Genomic DNA, 15,950 nt, shown 5'->3' with positions numbered 1-15,950 from the left:
TACTTCCTTTAGATCAGGTCTTCTTCCTCATAATCGCGCTCCGCCTGCTGTCCCAGCACGTCCCAGAACAAGAGCGGTGACTTGCCTGTTCCGGGCCGTTTGATCGTCACATTTTCTGCTGTGAACCGTTCCCCTCGCGCGATCGGACGAGCGGCGACGAGGCTTTTTCGCGCCACCGCCCTGTTTTTTAGCTCGGATGCCACTGGCACTTTCAGCGCCACGCCCAGCGCCGCTTCGATCTGCCTGATGCCCTCGACCATCGCTTTCAGTTCGGCAGGCTCCAACGAGGCCAGATGATCAGGCCCAGGCAGTGTGCGGTCAAGCGTAAAATGCTTTTCGATCAAGACTGCCCCGCGCGCCACCGCTCCGATCGGCACAGCGATGCCTTCGGTGTGATCGGAGTAACCGACCGGGAGACCGAACGCCTGTCCGAGCACATCCATCGCCCGCAAGTTGACATCAGAAGCGGGGGTGGGATACTCGGTGGTGCAGTGAAGCAAAGTCACGTTTTCCCGCAAAACGGCCTGCCCTGCAGGTGATGCATACGCCGCTTGGAACGCTTCCACCGCTGGTGCCTCTCCGCCTAGATAGCCATAGGCCAGCACGCCGAGCGCCATCTCCACTTCACCGAGCGTGCTCATGCCCGTCGAAAGGATCAACGGTTTGCCCGTTCGCGCCATCTTCAGGAGCAGTGGTGCGTTGGTGATTTCACCAGACGGCACTTTCAAGCGCGGCAGGTCGAATGTCCCCGCCAAGAGATCGACGCTGTCCAGATCGAACGGAGTGGACAAAAATTGAATCCCGCGCTGCTGACAATGCTCGATCAGCTCCCGATGCGCAGTTTCGTCCAGCTCCAATTTCTTGATCATCTCAAACTGCGTCTCTTCTGCCCCCGTAGTTTTCGTCTGGTACTCCGCTTTCGGGGCCGATTTGGCGACAAGCTTTTCTGCTTTGAAGGTTTGAAATTTGACCGCGTCCGCACCCGCTTCGGCCGCTCGATCGATCAGTTCTTTGGCGAGCTCCAGCGATCCGTTGTGGTTGACGCCCGCCTCGGCAATGATGTAGGTCTGGCTCATTTCAATCCCTCTCTTTCAAGAGCATAAACGATTCGGCAGCCGCACAGCCCGCCGCCGCGCCGCGAAGCGCCGCCAGTGCGCGAATCGCCTGCTCGCTGCGCGGGAAGGGGAACTCGCCCATCTCGCTTGCGAAGATGCGCATGATCTCAAGCTTCTGCTCCAGATGCTCGCTGATGTCCACAAACACGTTCGGTCGAAATCCATTGCTGTCCGGATTGATCCCGAACTCTGTTTCTGACAATGTCTCATAGGCCAGCACCCGCTTGATCGACGGATAGCGGAACCATTTGGTGCACGACACCGCCGCGTCAAACACGATTTTGTGATCGGTGTGCACATCGCCGCGGTACGGTAGGTACACGACTTCAGGTTGCACAACATGCATCACGCGGCCCATGCGTTGGACGATGTCGCCGATCGGCATCGTGTCGAGCTGCGCCGTCGGAAAGTTGAACTTGTGCAGGCTTTCAAATCCATACATGTTGCCGACTTGGAGGATCTCCCCGTTGCGCGAGGCGACCCGCTCTTCAGAAAAGCCTGCACCCGTCGAGATACCCGTGACGATCAGCCAGTGTAGTTCATCGCCGTTTGCCCGATGTTTGAGCAGTGCACCGCCGCAGCCTAGCGTTTCATCGTCCGGATGCGGTGCGATGACAAGAATTTTTTTCATAGATATGTACCTTCTTCCGGTAAGGTTGCCAGCTCATGCTTTACCAATTTGAGCGCGCCCGCTCCGCATTGAATGACCACGCCATCCGCGTCCGCCCGCAACACTTTGCCCGGCTCCAGATTGGCCTGCCCAAGTGCCGACAATTCGGAACGCCAGACTTTGACTTCTTCCCCCTGCCAGAGGAAATGCGCACCGACATACGGACGGGTCAACGCGCGGATCAGATTGTGAATCCGCTCGGCCGACATCCGCCAATCGATCTCGCCGTCGCGACGTCCCCGCTTGCGCCAAGTGTTGGCGCCGCTGTGGTCCTGCGGGATGCGCGGATAGTCGCCGGACGCCAGTTGCTTGGTGAACACCGAGATCTGGCCCAGCGCCACATCGCCCAATTTCTGATAGAGCGACCCGGCATCATCTTCCGGCAAGATCGGCAAGTAAACCTGCGACAACAGATCACCCGAATCGGCCCATCGATCCATGAAGAAAAAGGTCGAAGCCGTTTCGGACAGCCCGAGCGCCAAGGCCCAGATGATCGGATGGCGGCCCCGGTTTTGCGGGAGCGCGGCCGGATGATACCCGACGACCCCCAGCGGCGGTAAGGTCAGCAATTCCTCTTTCAGCAGATACGACCAGCCAAAGCAATACACCACATCGGGCGACCGCTCCGCCGCCCACGCCGCGATCTCCGCCTGTTGATTGCCTTCTGCCAGAAAGCACGGGATGCCCGCCGCTTCTGCGATCGGTTGCAAGGAATGGAAATCGGCGTTGATCTTCGATTCGCTTTTCGTGACCACGCCGACCACTTCCACATCGGGCAGTGTGAGCAGATGCCCGAGCGTGCGCGCACTAAATTCCACACAGCCCATAAACAAGATCTTCATCTCGGCGTCACCTCGTAAAACTTTTTCATCAAAATGCCGTCCAGATCGGCCCGCTTCAATTGCTCTTTGATCTGCTGGGAAGCCTGCCCGGTGCCAAACGGCGACTCTACCGTACGCAGATGGTCTTGAAACTGCGGCGACAAGGCGGTGCCGACCGCCGCTTCAATCGCCTCAGCCGATTCGTCGCAGTCGATCACCGAGTCCGGCTTCAACCGCCCGCGCTGGCGTTCGCCGATGTTGATCGTCGGCTTTTGAAACACCGGCACTTCGATCAGCCCACTCGACGAGTTGCCAATCACCGCATCGCAGTGTTGGATCGCGCTCAGGTAGCGCAATTGCCCAAGCGATGTCGTGACGAACACTCGGTCTCCCCGCTTTGCCGCATACTCGTCGATCAGTTGGCCGATGATGCGGCCATCGGTATCCGAGTTGGGCTTGGTGAACAGGATCTTCGCTTCCGGAAAACGGTCGAGCGCGGTGAGCAACTCGGTCATTGCCGCCTCCGCTCCGCCTTGGCGCAGTGTGACCGGATGGTAAGTCACCAAAAAGTTCACCAAGCCCAGCTCAAAACCGATCGAATCTTGGAAGGCATCACGCGACAACAGCGGCAGGCGCACGATGTTGTCCACGCCCGGCGCGCCGAAGTTGAACACGCGCTCCGGCGCTTCACCCAGTTGGATCACGCGCTGGCGGTACGGTTCGGCCGCCGTAAAATGCAGGTGTGCCATTTTGGTCACCGCATGGCGAATGCCTTCGTCGATCAGCCCTTCCGTCGCTTCACCGCCGTGCAGATGTGCGACCGGAATCCGGGCGACCAGCGCCGCCTGCACCGCCGCGAGGATTTCAAAGCGGTCTCCCAGCACGACGAGGATGTCGGGTCGCAGGCGGTCGAGCGCATCAGCAAACCCGATCGTCGCCAAGCCGATCGACTTGGCGATGCCGACCGGGGTGTCGCTGGACAGTAGCATCTCCACTTTTTCATCGATGGTGAACCCGTCCGCCTCGATCCCTTTGTAGGTCAGGCCGAACTCTGGTGACAGATGCATGCCGCTGACGATGATCTGCAACTGCAAGTCGGGGTCATGCTCAATCTCTTTCATTAGCCAATACAACAGGCCGTACTCAGCACGAGTGCCAGTCACCACACAGATTTTACGCTTCGTCATGTCGTCCTCCCAAAAACGGGCTGCTCGGAATGTTGATCGTGCGCCACTCCAAGCTTTCCGCCACCGTCAAATCCATGCGTGGACAATCGGCAAACATCGGCAGCTTGTGCATCCCCGTCCAGAACGGGCGGGTCATGATGCCTTGTTCATTGGTCGCACGAAGCAGTTCGTCACGCCGATGCGCCTCAGTTTCGTCCAAAAGGATTGCATTCAGCCAATAATTGCTTTTTGCAAAATCCGGCTCGGTGACAAACGTGAGTCCGGGCACGTCCTGCAAAGCTTCCTGATAGCGCTTGGCCAACGTCCGCTTTTGCGCCAAAAAGCCGGGCAACTGCTCCAGTTGCGCACAGCCGAGCGCTGCGTTCAGATTGGGCAGGCGGTAGTTGTAGCCGATCGCATCGTGGTTGTACTCCCACTTGTGCGGCACTTTCGCCGTCGTGGTCAGGTGCTTGGCACGCTTGGCCAGCTCTGCATCATTGGTCAAAATCGCCCCGCCACCGCCGGTGGTGATCACTTTGTTGCCGTTGAAGGACAGCGCCGCGATGTGGCCAAACCCGCCCGTGTGTTGGCCTTTGTAGAACGAACCGAGCGATTCGGCTGCGTCCTCCACCAGTTCGATCTGGTAGCGCGCGCACAGGTCAAGGAGCGGGTCGAGATCGACCGGGTGGCCGAACGTGTGCATCGGCACGATCGCTTTGATCCTCCGTCCGGTCTGCCTGTTGTAGCACTCGTCCTGGCGCACCTCCGCAATCTCGGCTAGATAAGTAGCCAATTTGCGCGGATCGAGACCGAGCGTGCGGAACTCGCAGTCCACAAAATGCGGGATCGCTCCACAGTAGGACACCGCATTGGCCGTCGCGATAAAAGTCAGCGTCGGCATCAGCACTTCGTCGCCCGCTTCCACGCCGGAAAGCAACAACGAGATGTGCAGGGCGGCCGTGCCGTTGACGACGGCGACCGCATGGCTCACTCCGGTGTATTCGACCAGCTTTTGTTCGAACAGATCCACATATTTGCCGACGGACGACACCCAGCCCGTATCGAGACATTCTTTGACATACTGCCATTCGTTGCCTTGAAAATTCGGTTCGTGCAAGGCGAGAAACGAGCGGTCATCGGGCAGCACCGACCGCAATTTTTCGATAAGAAGATCGATCATAAGTTGTAGATATTGGCTTTGTAGCCTTTTAGATGTTCAGGATTGGTGAACCATTCGACCGTCTCCAACAGACCGCGCTTGAAGCCGTCGCTACCGCCATAGTTCGGCTCCCAGCCGAGCAGTTGCTTCGCCTTCGCATTGGCTGCCCACAAGCGCTCGACTTCGCTTTTTTCTGGGCGCAACCGCGCTGCTTCCGTTTCGATTTCCACCTTGGCGCCCATCACTTCTGCGATCAACTCCACCGTCTCACCGATCGAGATCTCATAGTTGCTGCCGATGTTGATCACCTCGCCGATCGCGGCGTCCGACTTGGCCACAGCGATAAACCCATCCACTGTGTCTTTCACATAGTTGAAGTCACGGGTCGGATGCAGGGAGCCTAGGCGCAAGGTGCGCTGACCGCTTGCAATCTGCGTGATCACCGTCGGGATGATCGCGCGGGCCGACTGACGCGGGCCATACGTGTTGAACGGTCGGATGATGGAGACCGGCGTGTCAAACGAGGTGTAAAACGACATGGCCATCTGATCCGCGCCGATCTTGCTCGCCGAATAGGGCGACTGCCCTTGCAACGGGTGCTCCTCGGTGATCGGAACAAACTGCGCCGTGCCGTACACTTCTGAGGTCGAAGTGTGGACAACTTTCTCCACGCCGAGTTCGCGCGCCGCCTGCACGATGTTCAACGTGCCTTTGACGTTCGTATCGACATAGGTGTCGGGCGAATGATAGGAGTAAGGGATGGCGATCAGAGCGGCCAAATGCAACACGACATCACAGCCTTTCATCGCCTGCTTCACCCCATACGGATCGCGGATATCGCCCGCAAAAACGTCAAGATTGTTCCGAATCTCTTTGGCAGATTGGTCGAGCCAGCCCCACGAGTTAAACGAGTTGTAGTAGACAAAAGCCCGCACATCGATACCTTGCCGCACCAATTCTTCGGTGAGGTGGGAACCGATAAAACCGTCCGCCCCAGTCACCAGAATCTTTTTGTTCTTTAGTTCCACAGCTCATCCATCCTCATCATCGCGTTTTCCACATGTTGTTCACAGTTATCCACAAAGTTGCACACATATCCACAACAGTTTTCCACATTACTCACAAGACTGTGAGTGCTTAGTTCTTTTTATCGAAAAACATCGGTTCGGTCACATTGTCATACGGAGAAGAGTAGGCAGTAGTCGCATCCCGCATCTGGTCGCCTTGCGTCAACTCATCGTACAGATTCTGCCGCAGTTTTTGCAAGCGTTCTTCAATCTGTTGATTCAGTTGATAACTCTCTCTCATCAACTCTTGCAGTTCCTGCTCTTCCTGAGCGCTTTGCGGTTGGCCAGCATTCTCCAATTCCAGCTCCAAATAATCGGAAATGCGATCTTGCCGCTCGTCGAACAGGTTGGCAAGCTGCTCATCAGGCTCGCTTTGCAACGTGTCGAAGATTCGCTTGCTCCCTGCCAGTATCTGCCGAGCCAGTTCCAATCGGGTCATGTTCCCGCCTCCTCTAGGCTTGATCCCCGCTCAGGCCGCTTTGTGCCCGAACGATCTGGGCAGCGCCATTGAACGCTTCATGCAGTTCGAGCAGATGTACGTGCACCTCTTCCAGAATCGCTTTGTCCTTCTTCAGGTTTGCTTCGATCAGGCGTTGGTTGACATAGTTATAGATCGACAGCAAGTTTTCAGCCACCTCGCCGCCGTTCTCCCGATCGAGCGTGACGATCAGCTCGTTGATGATGTTTTGCACACGGATATTTTTCTCGTTGGCCAATTGATAGTTACCTTGGTCGATCCCGAGCATCGCTTCTTTGCAAAAGCGGATCGCCCCTTCAAACAGCATCAGCAACAGTCGTTCCGGCGTGGCGGTCTGTACCGCTTGGTTTTGATATTTCTGATACGGGTTGTTGATCATCGCACATCTTCCCCCTGTTTGTTTTCTTCTCCGATGCGGTCTAAGGCGACATTGACATGACTTTTGATCTCTTCGGCAGCTTCCAGCATTCCGTGGTACAGGATCTCTGCGTTCTCCGTCACCCGCATCGCTTTGGCATGTTCGCTCTCCTGCTCAGGCGCTTGCGCCATCTTGCCTTCTGTGAGGTACAGGATCAGAGATTGCATGACCGTATCCAGCCATTTCTTCTCGTTTAAGCGCTTGATCAGTTGTTCCAGACGATCCAGTTCGGCGCTCATGTCTTCCACTTTGCCGACCCGCAGGCGTCTGACTTTGTACAGGTCGCGCAGATCGCGATTTTTCAGCAGCGCGATCCGATTAAGGCGAGCGATTTGATGCAGGGTGCGGCGCATTTTTCGAAGCGTTTGACGAGCAGGTTCCAGATCTTCCCCGGTCGGCGCGGCGGCCGCTTCAATCACCTGTTCAAAATCGAACTCCTCTTGGCAAAAGCGCTCGATCACATCCCACAGCGTGGTGATCTCAGTGCCGGCGATCTTGGCCCCGCCCTCCGTCGCGTCGATGAAAAGGTGCTCCTCGGCCAATTCCTCGATTCGCTCCTCAAAATAGCGACGGTACTTGTCCAAGCTGGCATCGGTCAAGACCGGCTGCCCGTCCACACCTTCCACATGCATCATCAGGCGACCGTCTTCGATCGATTTGGTCATCGTCTCAAACATCGTGCCTGGCGCATAAGCCTGTCCGCCCGGATAGGCCAAGTCCTGACCGATGAAGATGATCGGCTCTGCTCCCATCAGACAAGCTGTCTCAAAAGCGAGCGTCGCAACCGAGCCGGAGTGGGAGATCGCACCTTTTGGCTCGACCTCTTGGAGCGCATCACGCAAAAATTGATCGTTCACGTTCGACGTAAAGGTTTTCTCGCCATACTCCTCGACGATCTTGTGATGAGCGGCCGGCAGAAAGACCAACGGCACACCTTCTGGCTGGACCCCGGTAAAGTGCTTGTAGTTCTTATCCGAGCCGTCTAATGCGAAGATCAAGTCGGGCCGGATGCCCCGTTGCTGCAACACGCGGTAGGCCGTATCGACACAGAGAATGGCCGCCTTGCCTTTCATCTCATGGAGCAGCTCAATGTTTTTTGAAAGCGATGGTCCTGCCGAAACGATGACAGCAGGGCGTCCCGTAATCTTGTCACGCAGGTGATTGATACCAGGGTTTTTCAAGATCTTGTCGAGGTTGTACAGCAAGTTGCGCGGCCATTCTTTTTGGAAGAACAAAATCGTGTTCTGCTCGATGCGAACGTCCTTCACTTCCACCGTCGTCGCTTCGGTAAAAAGCTGCATCGCCTGGGGAAAGGATCGGCGGTACGCTGGCCATTCCAACCATTCGACAGCAAACAGGTGCTGACCGATAAAATATGCAGCATCCTTGGCCGCCCGACGCATCTCTGGCCCGACGCTCAACATCAGGTGTGGATCGCGCAGCAGATCGGTCAGGTCTGTCGCCTCCATCGCGGCGAGGAAGATGTCCCAAGAAGGCTCGACCACGAACAGCGGGATCTTGTCCCCTGTTGCGGCACGCAAAGCGCGCAGATGATAGCCAAGCCCCAACCCGTACACCAATTGACCGCGCGCATCCACCTTCTGCGCCGTTGCCCAGCGCTCCGCTTCTACCAATGGCTGATAGCGGGAGTAGAGATATCCGGACTGGCCTTCTCCTTCGGTAAACAGCGTCGGCACACCCGCTTTGGATAGCTCGACGCGCACACTTTGCCCGGCACTGTGCTTCTGGGCTATGTAGTGGTCGAACAGCACACTCCGTTCACGGAGGGCCGCCTCGTTTTGCTCCAAAAATCCGCTCATCCTACGACTCCTTCCCCACTGTATCCAAGAAGCTCTGTAGTTCGGACAAACTCGCTTTGGCATTGGCTACCGTTTCGGATAGTTCATACTCCAACAGGTCGGAGATCTCGGTGATGCTCTTTTGCTCCATCAACTCGCTCAGATCGGATAGTTGACCTTGGTACATGCCGTGCAGTTGTTGCAGGGTAGTATCGCCTTTTTGGGCCATCCATCCGCCTAGACCACCCAAGCAGGAATCGAGCCATTCTAGACCATCAACCGCTTGCAAAAAGAGCTCGTGTGCCTCTTGTTCACGACCCTCTTGCATCAGATTGGCGATGCGAACCAACCCCTGTTGCAAGTTGGGCAGGTAGTCGAGCGCCGTTGCGATCAGATCCCCTGCAAATTCGGGCATCGGCTTCGTTTGGACCACCGCTTCTGCAATCTCGGTGTGCGCCATGCCCGCCACGCTGTCGGGCAGTACTTCGACGCCGTTGATCATGAGTCCTGTGATGATCTGCTCCGCCTCATTTGCTTGTTGCAACAGCTGTTGATAGACGTGGAGGAATGTTCCCGCTTCATGTTCGGTCACTGCATCATTCCATTGCAGTCGCAGTGTTTTCTCTTTTGCCACTTGGTAATATCCTCCTTTAGGTCCTCTGCGCACGGCGACTTGATTTTCTCGTTGCAACAGGCTCATCTGTTCGCGTACATAGGACGGTGTGATATTCAATACTTCGCTGATCGCCTGTGAATTGAGTGGATGCGCGTACGTGGAGCGACGCTCATGCAACAGTTTCAAGATGCTTTCTTGGATCGCAGTTCGCACAGCAATCACCACCTTTGTATACACTAGTCGACATTTAGTGGAAAACGAGAGGGGCTTTTTCAAGCCCCTCATTCGGTCAGCTACTTTGTGGGAGGTTCATGCGTGCGGCCAAGAACCCTGCCGACGCGTTGCTCTTTTGCAGCATTAGCTCCATCGAAGTGAACTTCGCTTCCAGCGTTTTACGGCGCATGGTCAGGCGTTTATTAAACGCTTCCATCGTACTGTCAAAGGACTTGATTTGATCGTCCATCAGACTCATCCGGCTGGGGAGCAACCCCTTCGGTGACGATTTGGGGCCAAAGCTGGTGGACGTCGTGTCGGTCAGCATGAACAGTTTGTTGAACAACATGCCCGCCAAACCGCTATCTTTGCCACTATCGTCAACATCGAGCTTGCCATTCCCGTTGCTGTCGTTGAAGATGACTTTCATCACTTCGTTCGGGTTGTTGTTCATCGCTTCACGGAACTTTTTCGAGTCGAGGGTCAGTCGTCCCGATTTTCCGTCGTCGGAGGTGTCAACTTTGATCCCGATCGCGTTCAATGTTTTAAACATGTCACTGCTCGAGAAAGCTGTCCCCGTGATGCTGCGCAAAGAGGACTGAATCGAATAGAGAGCCGAGTCGCCACGCAACAACCCTTTGCTCATCAGCGCGTCCGACTTGGCATCCGGGACCTTGCTTTCATTCATGCGGGCATTGACCAATTCCATCGTCGAATTGTAGGCGTTGATAAAATCTTGGATCGCCTTTTCCGACGCTTCAAAGTCTTCGCCAGCCTCGAGTTTCGTCGCCGGCTCACCTTGTTTGAGCAACGTGAGTTCGACACCCATGATCACATCGGTTAACCCGGTGTTTTTCGAACGTACGACATCTACACCGTTCACCGAGAACTCAGCGTTTTTACCCGCTACAGCCGAGCTAAAGTCTCCTGCTGCATTCGTCAAGCCGAGCTTGCCCGCACCGAAAATGCCGTTCGTATCGTTCAGGATCTTCACGGTGCTGTTTTCGCCCGTTTCGGTCGAAGTCATGATCAACGTGTTATCGACCACTGTCGCTTTCACTTTCATCTGTTTGCCGTTGGCGCTGTCCTCGAGCGATGCGTTAATCTTCAGCGCGATATCGCTCAAGCGGTCCGTCTCGACGATGTTGATCGCTCTCGACACTTGCGTATTCGTGCCATCGCTGTACTCGATGTTAAACGAACCCGTCCAGTTCAGCTCTTTGGTCACCGGATTGGCCGGCGTGATGCTGGCCGACTTGGCTGTCCAAGCGGTTGCCAATTGCTCCACTTTAATGTTGTAGTCACCGCTCACGATCTTATTCGGATCGGCCATCTTGGCAATGACCACTTTCTCATCGGACGAGACCAACTTCTTAGCCAGCAGCTTTTTCGGGTCGGACAGCGTTTCGACCGCCGACTTCAGCTTCAACAGCGAGGAGTTGATCTCCTGATAGAGACCCTTTTTTAGTTCGGTGCTCTTTTGACTTTGTTGCATCTTGAGCAGTGGACGGGCCTCGAGCATCATCAATTTCTCGATCAGCGACTTCGAGTCCATTCCTGAGGCGAGACCGCCAAGTCCGCCGAGTCCAGAAATACTCATCTCCTACACCTCCTATTGTGTTTACAAGCGCAGATCCACAACGGTCCCCGTCGCCTGCTGAACTTTCTTGGACAGTTCCAGCAGCCCCTCGGGCGGCAGTTGCAAGATCACCTTGTCACCTTCTTTTTCAACCAGTTGTACGATTGCTCGACCTGCTTCATGGCGTACCCGGAACATCAGTTGACTCTGATGTTGTTCCAAAACACGATTGAGACGCTCCACATGCTGATCCGTCTGTTTCTGATCAATTTCCTGTTCCTTCTGGGCGACGACTGATTGGACATCTGACGTAACATGTGCTTTGTCGCTGTTTTGAGACAAGGGTTCGCGCAGAAGCTGATCGAGCGAATTGGTTCGTCCGATCTGCATTCTCTCGCCCTCCTCAATTAGCCATATTTATAGAAAAAGGCTGACCAGCAGTTTGCCAGCCAGCCGAATAATGCGTGCAACCAATTAGCGGAGCAGGGACAGAACGCCTTGCGGAGCTTGGTTCGCTTGTGCAAGCATCGAAGTGCCTGCTTGGGTGAGGATTTGGTTCTTGGTGAACTTAACCATTTCAGAAGCCATATCTACGTCGCGGATACGGGATTCTGCAGCGGTCAGGTTTTCTGCTGCTGCTTGCAGGTTGTTGATGGTGTGCTCCAGACGATTTTGTACAGCACCCAGTTTCGAGCGCTCTTTGTTAACCGACTCGATCGCGTTATCAACAGCAGTGATCATGTTGGAAGATGCAGTTACTTGGTTGCCACCGGAACCAGCTGCCATCGAACCGATGGTTGCAGTGGTGATGCTCGGAGCCAAAGTTGCTGCGTTGGTGTTGCCGATGGTCAGGGAGATCGTTTGACCTTGGTTTGCACCGATTTGGAAAGTCTTAGCAGCGAAAGAACCGTTCAGCAGTTTTTGACCGTTGAACTCGGTGGTCGATGCGATACGGTCGATTTCGGAACGCAGTTGCAGCAACTCGTCGGTGATTTTCTCGCGGTCGGACTTGGTGTTGGTGTCGTTGACCGATTGAACGGACAGTTCACGCATACGTTGCAGGATGGAGTGCGTTTCGTTGAGCGCGCCCTCTGCAGTTTGGATCAGCGAGATGCCGTCTTGGGAGTTTTTAACTGCCATGTTCAAACCGGAGATTTGGCCGCGCATCTTTTCGGAGATTGCCAGGCCTGCTGCATCGTCGCCCGCACGGTTAATGCGGTAGCCGGAAGACAGCTTTTCCAGGGATTTGGACAGGTTGGTGTTGTTAGAAGACAGTTTGTTCTGAGCGAACAGTGCGGACAGGTTGTTTTGAATACGCATGATTTCATCCTCCTTGATGAATAAAAAGGTTAGGTGGGATAGCATCCGTGCCGTCCCGTTACATTTTTGTTATCGGTTGGGTCGTCAAAATTATGAAACTACGTATTTAGCAATATTTCGCTAAAATTCGTCATTACCTTCTACTAGCTAGCATATTCATACGTATGATACTCCAGATCATAGAATCAAACCATAGATTCAATTCTATGAATCAACTTACAGAATCAATTTGCCGAATCAATTCGCTGAATAAAAAAACGGCCGACCTTTGCAGGTCAGCCGTTGTCACCCTGTACGAATTAACGGAGCAGGGACAGAACGCCTTGCGGAGCTTGGTTTGCTTGTGCAAGCATCGAAGTGCCTGCTTGGGTGAGGATTTGGTTCTTGGTGAATTTAACCATTTCAGAAGCCATATCTACGTCGCGGATACGGGATTCTGCAGCGGTCAGGTTTTCTGCTGCTGCTTGCAGGTTGTTGATGGTGTGCTCCAGACGGTTTTGTACAGCACCCAGTTTCGAGCGCTCTTTGTTAACCGACTCGATCGCGTTATCAACAGCAGTGATCATGTTGGAAGATGCAGTTACTTGGTTGCCACCGGAACCAGCTGCCATCGAACCGATGGTTGCAGCAGTGATGCTCGGAGCCAAAGTTGCTGCGTTGGTGTTGCCGATGGTCAGGGAGATCGTTTGACCTTGGTTTGCACCGATTTGGAAAGTTTTAGCAGCGAAAGAACCGTTCAGCAGTTTTTGACCGTTGAACTCGGTGGTCGATGCGATGCGGTCGATTTCGGAACGCAGTTGCAGCAACTCGTCGGTGATTTTCTCGCGGTCGGACTTGGTGTTGGTATCGTTGACCGATTGAACGGACAGTTCACGCATACGTTGCAGGATGGAGTGCGTTTCGTTGAGCGCGCCCTCTGCAGTTTGGATCAGCGAGATGCCGTCTTGGGAGTTTTTAACTGCCATGTTCAAACCGGAGATTTGGCCGCGCATCTTTTCGGAGATTGCCAGGCCTGCTGCATCGTCGCCCGCACGGTTAATGCGGTAGCCGGAAGACAGCTTTTCCAGAGATTTGGACAGGTTGGTGTTGTTAGAAGACAGTTTGTTCTGAGCGAACAGTGCGGACAGGTTGTTTTGAATACGCATGATTTCATCCTCCTTGATGATAAGAAGTACTAGGAAGGCATCCGTGCCATCCCGTTACAATTCTTATTATCGGCACCACTTTTGAATCTATGAATCTCCAAAGTTGGCTATATTTCGCTATTTTTCGTCACTAGATTCCATTATCTTACTCAATCACGCGATTAGAACTCAATGTGATAAAAAATAAAAAGACTGACCTATGCAGGTCAGCCCGAGAAGTGCTCACTTTTGCTTGGACAGCGATTTTAACAGCGAACTGAGCTGTGTGCGGTCTGCCTTTGCCATCGCCGCTTGGCGGTTCAGGTCCATGATCTCCGCATACACTTCCTGACGGTGCACTTTCACATGTTTCGGCGCTTCGATTCCCAAGCGGATCTGATCGCCTTTCACCTCGAGCACCGTCACGGTCACCTCATCGCCGATGCGGATGCTCTCCCCCGCTTTGCGTGATAAAACAAGCATGGTCTCTCGCCTCCTATTCGCCCACAAACAGCGGTACGCGCGTTTCATACGTGCCGTGCGTGTCGATGATCTGGCAGGCTTGGGCGTTTTGTTTGTTGAGGATGATCGGGGCTTTCAAATTGACGCGGATGTCCTCCGGTCGCTCAGCCAACGTGGCGATGACGAGCACCTTGGCCTGCGTTTCATCGCACAACCCGATCACGTTCAGTTCGTCCGGTTTGACCGTCAATCGATAGTCATGAAAAAAAGCTTCTGGATCGACCAGGACGAGCGATAGATCGCCCGCTTCCTCTTCCAAGAGATAGAAGGGTCCCTCCTCCATTCGTTCGATCGAGCAAACGCGAACGCTTTCAAAGCCTGGAATACCTTCCGGAAACATAACGGTTGTCTTCACGCTTTCCAACTGTCCTATGCTCATGACGTCCCCCTGTGAAAAAACACCCAAGGTTTACACCTGGGTGTCGTATAAGTTGCCTTTCAATGAGAACACAAGATCGGGATACTGAATCATCCGACCTGTCACCGTACCCCATTCGTGCTCGGTGTTGACCGACCACTGCTTATAGTTTACACGCACATGACCGGGTGTAAACTCCGATTGTCGCGGGGTGATCTCCACGTTGAACACAGGTGCGGATACAGGCTTGATATTGATCGACACTTCGTCCCGCTGCAAACGCTGATCGGCCAGATGCCCAACGCGCGTGCCTTGGTCGTAGCGCGATATCTGATTGCCTTCACTGACGATGCGATCCACACCGCTGAGCCAGTCTTGCCGACCTTTGTCTGCCGCATCGGAGACGAACTGCACCACCGGTTTGTAGCCGATATCGGCCCGCATCTGCGAGGTGTCGATGTCGATCTTCACCTGCGCAGCCCGCAGCAGTTCCAATTTGGCATCCTTGACATCCAACTCAAGCGGTGCTCGATCTGGATGCATGTCCATCTGCGGCCGCTTGATGTTGATCTCATGTCGAGCGGGAATGGAGTAAAACTCCAAGCGCACCATATGCACTCACCTCACTAGCGCAAGAAATCGATCAGACTGGGCTGGATGATGTGTGCACCTGTGTTGAGCGAAGCGCGGTACACGTCTTCTGCGATCTTAAATTTTGTGATCGTCTCAGCCATGTCGGTGTCTTCTACTTTTGTCTGCAAGGTTTGCAAATTGAGGTCGATGTCGGTCAAACGATTTTCCGCAAGATCCAGACGGTTCATGCGCGCACCGATCCCCGCGCGAATCTCGAGGATTTCATTGATGCGGTTGTTCACTTGCGAGATTCCATTTGCCACACCCGGTTGGCTGTCGTTGATCAGTGCATCGCGCAAATCCTTGAGCGCTTGAAACGCATTATCTGAGGAGGGCGACGTACCGAATGCGTCCCGGCCCAACGTGTTCACATCGAGCATCGTGCCTGGGCCGATCTCGTAGCGGAACACGCCGGCGTGGGGAGTCGCCAACTCTGCATTCGCTTCCTCATAGGGTTTTTGATCGGTGAGCATCCCATTGAAGACATAGGCGCCATTGAACTGCGAGTTCCCGATCGCCACCATCTGCTTGTACAGCTGATCGATTTCGTCTGCGATCGCCCGTTTCGCCGAGACATCCTGCGTGTCGTTGGCCCCGGCCACCGCCAGTTCCCGTGCACGCTGCAACACTTGCGTGGCCGAATCGAGCATCTTGTCAGTGTACTGCACCCAAGAGTTTGCCGAGTCAACATTTTTCGTGAATTGATCATTTTGCGCCAACTCACTGCGATACCGAAGCGCGTAGGAAGTGCCAACCGGATCATCGGAAGGGCTGTGGATCTTTTTGCCCGTCGCGAGGTCGCGCTGCCATTTTTCCATGCGGGTCATGTTGTTCTGTATGTTGCCGATCAGCTTTTGAGTCATCATCTGTCCTGTGATGCGCATTTCGTATC

18 protein-coding genes are annotated in these 15,950 nt (G+C 54.6%); all 18 read right to left on the bottom strand.

Annotated elements, in window-relative coordinates; translation table 11 throughout:
- Positions 1 to 8: 8 nt before the first annotated feature.
- The 18 genes from neuB to flgL all read right to left on the bottom strand — a co-directional run bounded on the left by neuB (position 9) and on the right by flgL (position 15,942).
- Positions 9 to 1,076 (bottom strand): N-acetylneuraminate synthase, encoded by a 1,068-nt coding sequence (gene neuB, locus CIG75_RS02440; RefSeq protein WP_094235210.1) that lies wholly within the window; start codon positions 1,074 to 1,076, stop codon positions 9 to 11.
- Position 1,077: 1 nt separating this feature from the next.
- Positions 1,078 to 1,746, bottom strand: a complete 669-nt coding sequence (locus CIG75_RS02435) for a PIG-L deacetylase family protein (RefSeq protein ID WP_094235209.1) — start codon at positions 1,744 to 1,746, stop codon at positions 1,078 to 1,080.
- Entirely contained in the window at positions 1,743 to 2,627 is an 885-nt protein-coding gene (locus CIG75_RS02430; protein WP_094235208.1) for a methionyl-tRNA formyltransferase, read from the bottom strand. The genes CIG75_RS02435 and CIG75_RS02430 overlap by 4 nt, the downstream gene beginning before the upstream one ends.
- Positions 2,624 to 3,793: a UDP-N-acetylglucosamine 2-epimerase gene (neuC, locus tag CIG75_RS02425; RefSeq protein WP_094235207.1), complete on the bottom strand. Its 1,170-nt coding sequence runs from the start codon at positions 3,791 to 3,793 to the stop codon at positions 2,624 to 2,626. The genes CIG75_RS02430 and neuC overlap by 4 nt, the downstream gene beginning before the upstream one ends.
- Entirely contained in the window at positions 3,780 to 4,952 is a 1,173-nt protein-coding gene (locus tag CIG75_RS02420) for a LegC family aminotransferase (protein WP_094235206.1), read from the bottom strand. Before CIG75_RS02420 ends, neuC begins: the two co-directional genes overlap by 14 nt.
- Positions 4,949 to 5,959, bottom strand: a complete 1,011-nt coding sequence (locus CIG75_RS02415; protein ID WP_094235205.1) for an NAD-dependent 4,6-dehydratase LegB — start codon at positions 5,957 to 5,959, stop codon at positions 4,949 to 4,951. Before CIG75_RS02415 ends, CIG75_RS02420 begins: the two co-directional genes overlap by 4 nt.
- Positions 5,960 to 6,068: 109 nt before the next feature.
- Entirely contained in the window at positions 6,069 to 6,437 is a 369-nt protein-coding gene (locus CIG75_RS02410; protein WP_094235204.1) for a flagellar protein FliT, read from the bottom strand.
- A 13-nt stretch (positions 6,438 to 6,450) separates the two neighbouring features.
- Complete coding sequence (gene fliS, locus CIG75_RS02405; protein WP_094235203.1) at positions 6,451 to 6,855, bottom strand: flagellar export chaperone FliS; 405 nt, start codon at positions 6,853 to 6,855, stop codon at positions 6,451 to 6,453.
- Positions 6,852 to 8,714 carry a motility associated factor glycosyltransferase family protein gene (locus tag CIG75_RS02400; RefSeq protein WP_157729344.1) on the bottom strand — a complete coding sequence of 621 codons (1,863 nt, stop codon included), beginning with the start codon at positions 8,712 to 8,714 and terminating at the stop codon, positions 6,852 to 6,854. Before CIG75_RS02400 ends, fliS begins: the two co-directional genes overlap by 4 nt.
- Before the next feature lies 1 nt (position 8,715).
- Positions 8,716 to 9,522: a DUF8042 domain-containing protein gene (locus CIG75_RS02395; protein WP_227874331.1), complete on the bottom strand. Its 807-nt coding sequence runs from the start codon at positions 9,520 to 9,522 to the stop codon at positions 8,716 to 8,718.
- 76 nt (positions 9,523 to 9,598) lie between these two features.
- Complete coding sequence (gene fliD, locus CIG75_RS02390) at positions 9,599 to 11,122, bottom strand: flagellar filament capping protein FliD (protein WP_094235200.1); 1,524 nt, start codon at positions 11,120 to 11,122, stop codon at positions 9,599 to 9,601.
- Between the two features lie 21 nt (positions 11,123 to 11,143).
- Positions 11,144 to 11,491 carry a flagellar protein FlaG gene (locus tag CIG75_RS02385; protein WP_094235199.1) on the bottom strand — a complete coding sequence of 116 codons (348 nt, stop codon included), beginning with the start codon at positions 11,489 to 11,491 and terminating at the stop codon, positions 11,144 to 11,146.
- Between the two features lie 84 nt (positions 11,492 to 11,575).
- Complete coding sequence (locus CIG75_RS02380) at positions 11,576 to 12,421, bottom strand: flagellin N-terminal helical domain-containing protein (protein ID WP_094235198.1); 846 nt, start codon at positions 12,419 to 12,421, stop codon at positions 11,576 to 11,578.
- Positions 12,422 to 12,720: 299 nt separating this feature from the next.
- Positions 12,721 to 13,566, bottom strand: coding sequence for a flagellin N-terminal helical domain-containing protein (locus tag CIG75_RS02375; RefSeq protein ID WP_094235197.1), 846 nt, complete (start codon positions 13,564 to 13,566; stop codon positions 12,721 to 12,723).
- Between the two features lie 222 nt (positions 13,567 to 13,788).
- Positions 13,789 to 14,028, bottom strand: coding sequence for a carbon storage regulator CsrA (gene csrA / locus CIG75_RS02370; RefSeq protein ID WP_094235196.1), 240 nt, complete (start codon positions 14,026 to 14,028; stop codon positions 13,789 to 13,791).
- 13 nt (positions 14,029 to 14,041) lie between these two features.
- Positions 14,042 to 14,446, bottom strand: a complete 405-nt coding sequence (gene fliW / locus CIG75_RS02365; protein WP_094235195.1) for a flagellar assembly protein FliW — start codon at positions 14,444 to 14,446, stop codon at positions 14,042 to 14,044.
- Positions 14,447 to 14,476: 30 nt separating this feature from the next.
- The gene (locus CIG75_RS02360; RefSeq protein WP_094235194.1) at positions 14,477 to 15,037 is read right to left on the bottom strand and encodes a DUF6470 family protein; all 561 of its coding nucleotides are present in this window, start codon (positions 15,035 to 15,037) and stop codon (positions 14,477 to 14,479) included.
- Positions 15,038 to 15,051: 14 nt separating this feature from the next.
- Positions 15,052 to 15,942 carry a flagellar hook-associated protein FlgL gene (flgL, locus tag CIG75_RS02355; protein WP_094235193.1) on the bottom strand — a complete coding sequence of 297 codons (891 nt, stop codon included), beginning with the start codon at positions 15,940 to 15,942 and terminating at the stop codon, positions 15,052 to 15,054.
- Positions 15,943 to 15,950: the final 8 nt, after the last annotated feature.

The organism is Tumebacillus algifaecis, from assembly GCF_002243515.1.
Taxonomy (GTDB): Bacteria; Bacillota; Bacilli; order Tumebacillales; family Tumebacillaceae; genus Tumebacillus_A; species Tumebacillus_A algifaecis.
The sequence above is the reverse complement of the archived record's forward strand: the minus strand, read 5'-3'. Positions and strand labels throughout refer to the sequence as shown.

Excerpts from the sequence above, each read along its gene's own strand:
- CIG75_RS02430 (WP_094235208.1), bottom strand. The coding sequence starts at position 2,627 with ATGAAGATCTTGTTTATGGGCTGTGTGGAATTTAGTGCGCGCACGCTC.
- CIG75_RS02400 (WP_157729344.1), bottom strand. The coding sequence starts at position 8,714 with ATGAGCGGATTTTTGGAGCAAAACGAGGCGGCCCTCCGTGAACGGAGT.
- CIG75_RS02375 (WP_094235197.1), bottom strand. The coding sequence starts at position 13,566 with ATGCGTATTCAAAACAACCTGTCCGCACTGTTCGCTCAGAACAAACTG.
- CIG75_RS02360 (WP_094235194.1), bottom strand. The coding sequence starts at position 15,037 with ATGGTGCGCTTGGAGTTTTACTCCATTCCCGCTCGACATGAGATCAAC.
- CIG75_RS02435 (WP_094235209.1), bottom strand. The coding sequence starts at position 1,746 with ATGAAAAAAATTCTTGTCATCGCACCGCATCCGGACGATGAAACGCTA.
- neuB (WP_094235210.1), bottom strand. The coding sequence starts at position 1,076 with ATGAGCCAGACCTACATCATTGCCGAGGCGGGCGTCAACCACAACGGA.
- csrA (WP_094235196.1), bottom strand. The coding sequence starts at position 14,028 with ATGCTTGTTTTATCACGCAAAGCGGGGGAGAGCATCCGCATCGGCGAT.
- neuC (WP_094235207.1), bottom strand. The coding sequence starts at position 3,793 with ATGACGAAGCGTAAAATCTGTGTGGTGACTGGCACTCGTGCTGAGTAC.
- CIG75_RS02410 (WP_094235204.1), bottom strand. The coding sequence starts at position 6,437 with ATGACCCGATTGGAACTGGCTCGGCAGATACTGGCAGGGAGCAAGCGA.
- CIG75_RS02380 (WP_094235198.1), bottom strand. The coding sequence starts at position 12,421 with ATGCGTATTCAAAACAACCTGTCCGCACTGTTCGCTCAGAACAAACTG.
- flgL (WP_094235193.1), bottom strand. The coding sequence starts at position 15,942 with ATGCGCATCACAGGACAGATGATGACTCAAAAGCTGATCGGCAACATA.
- fliW (WP_094235195.1), bottom strand. The coding sequence starts at position 14,446 with ATGAGCATAGGACAGTTGGAAAGCGTGAAGACAACCGTTATGTTTCCG.
- fliD (WP_094235200.1), bottom strand. The coding sequence starts at position 11,122 with ATGAGTATTTCTGGACTCGGCGGACTTGGCGGTCTCGCCTCAGGAATG.
- CIG75_RS02385 (WP_094235199.1), bottom strand. The coding sequence starts at position 11,491 with ATGCAGATCGGACGAACCAATTCGCTCGATCAGCTTCTGCGCGAACCC.
- CIG75_RS02420 (WP_094235206.1), bottom strand. The coding sequence starts at position 4,952 with ATGATCGATCTTCTTATCGAAAAATTGCGGTCGGTGCTGCCCGATGAC.
- fliS (WP_094235203.1), bottom strand. The coding sequence starts at position 6,855 with ATGATCAACAACCCGTATCAGAAATATCAAAACCAAGCGGTACAGACC.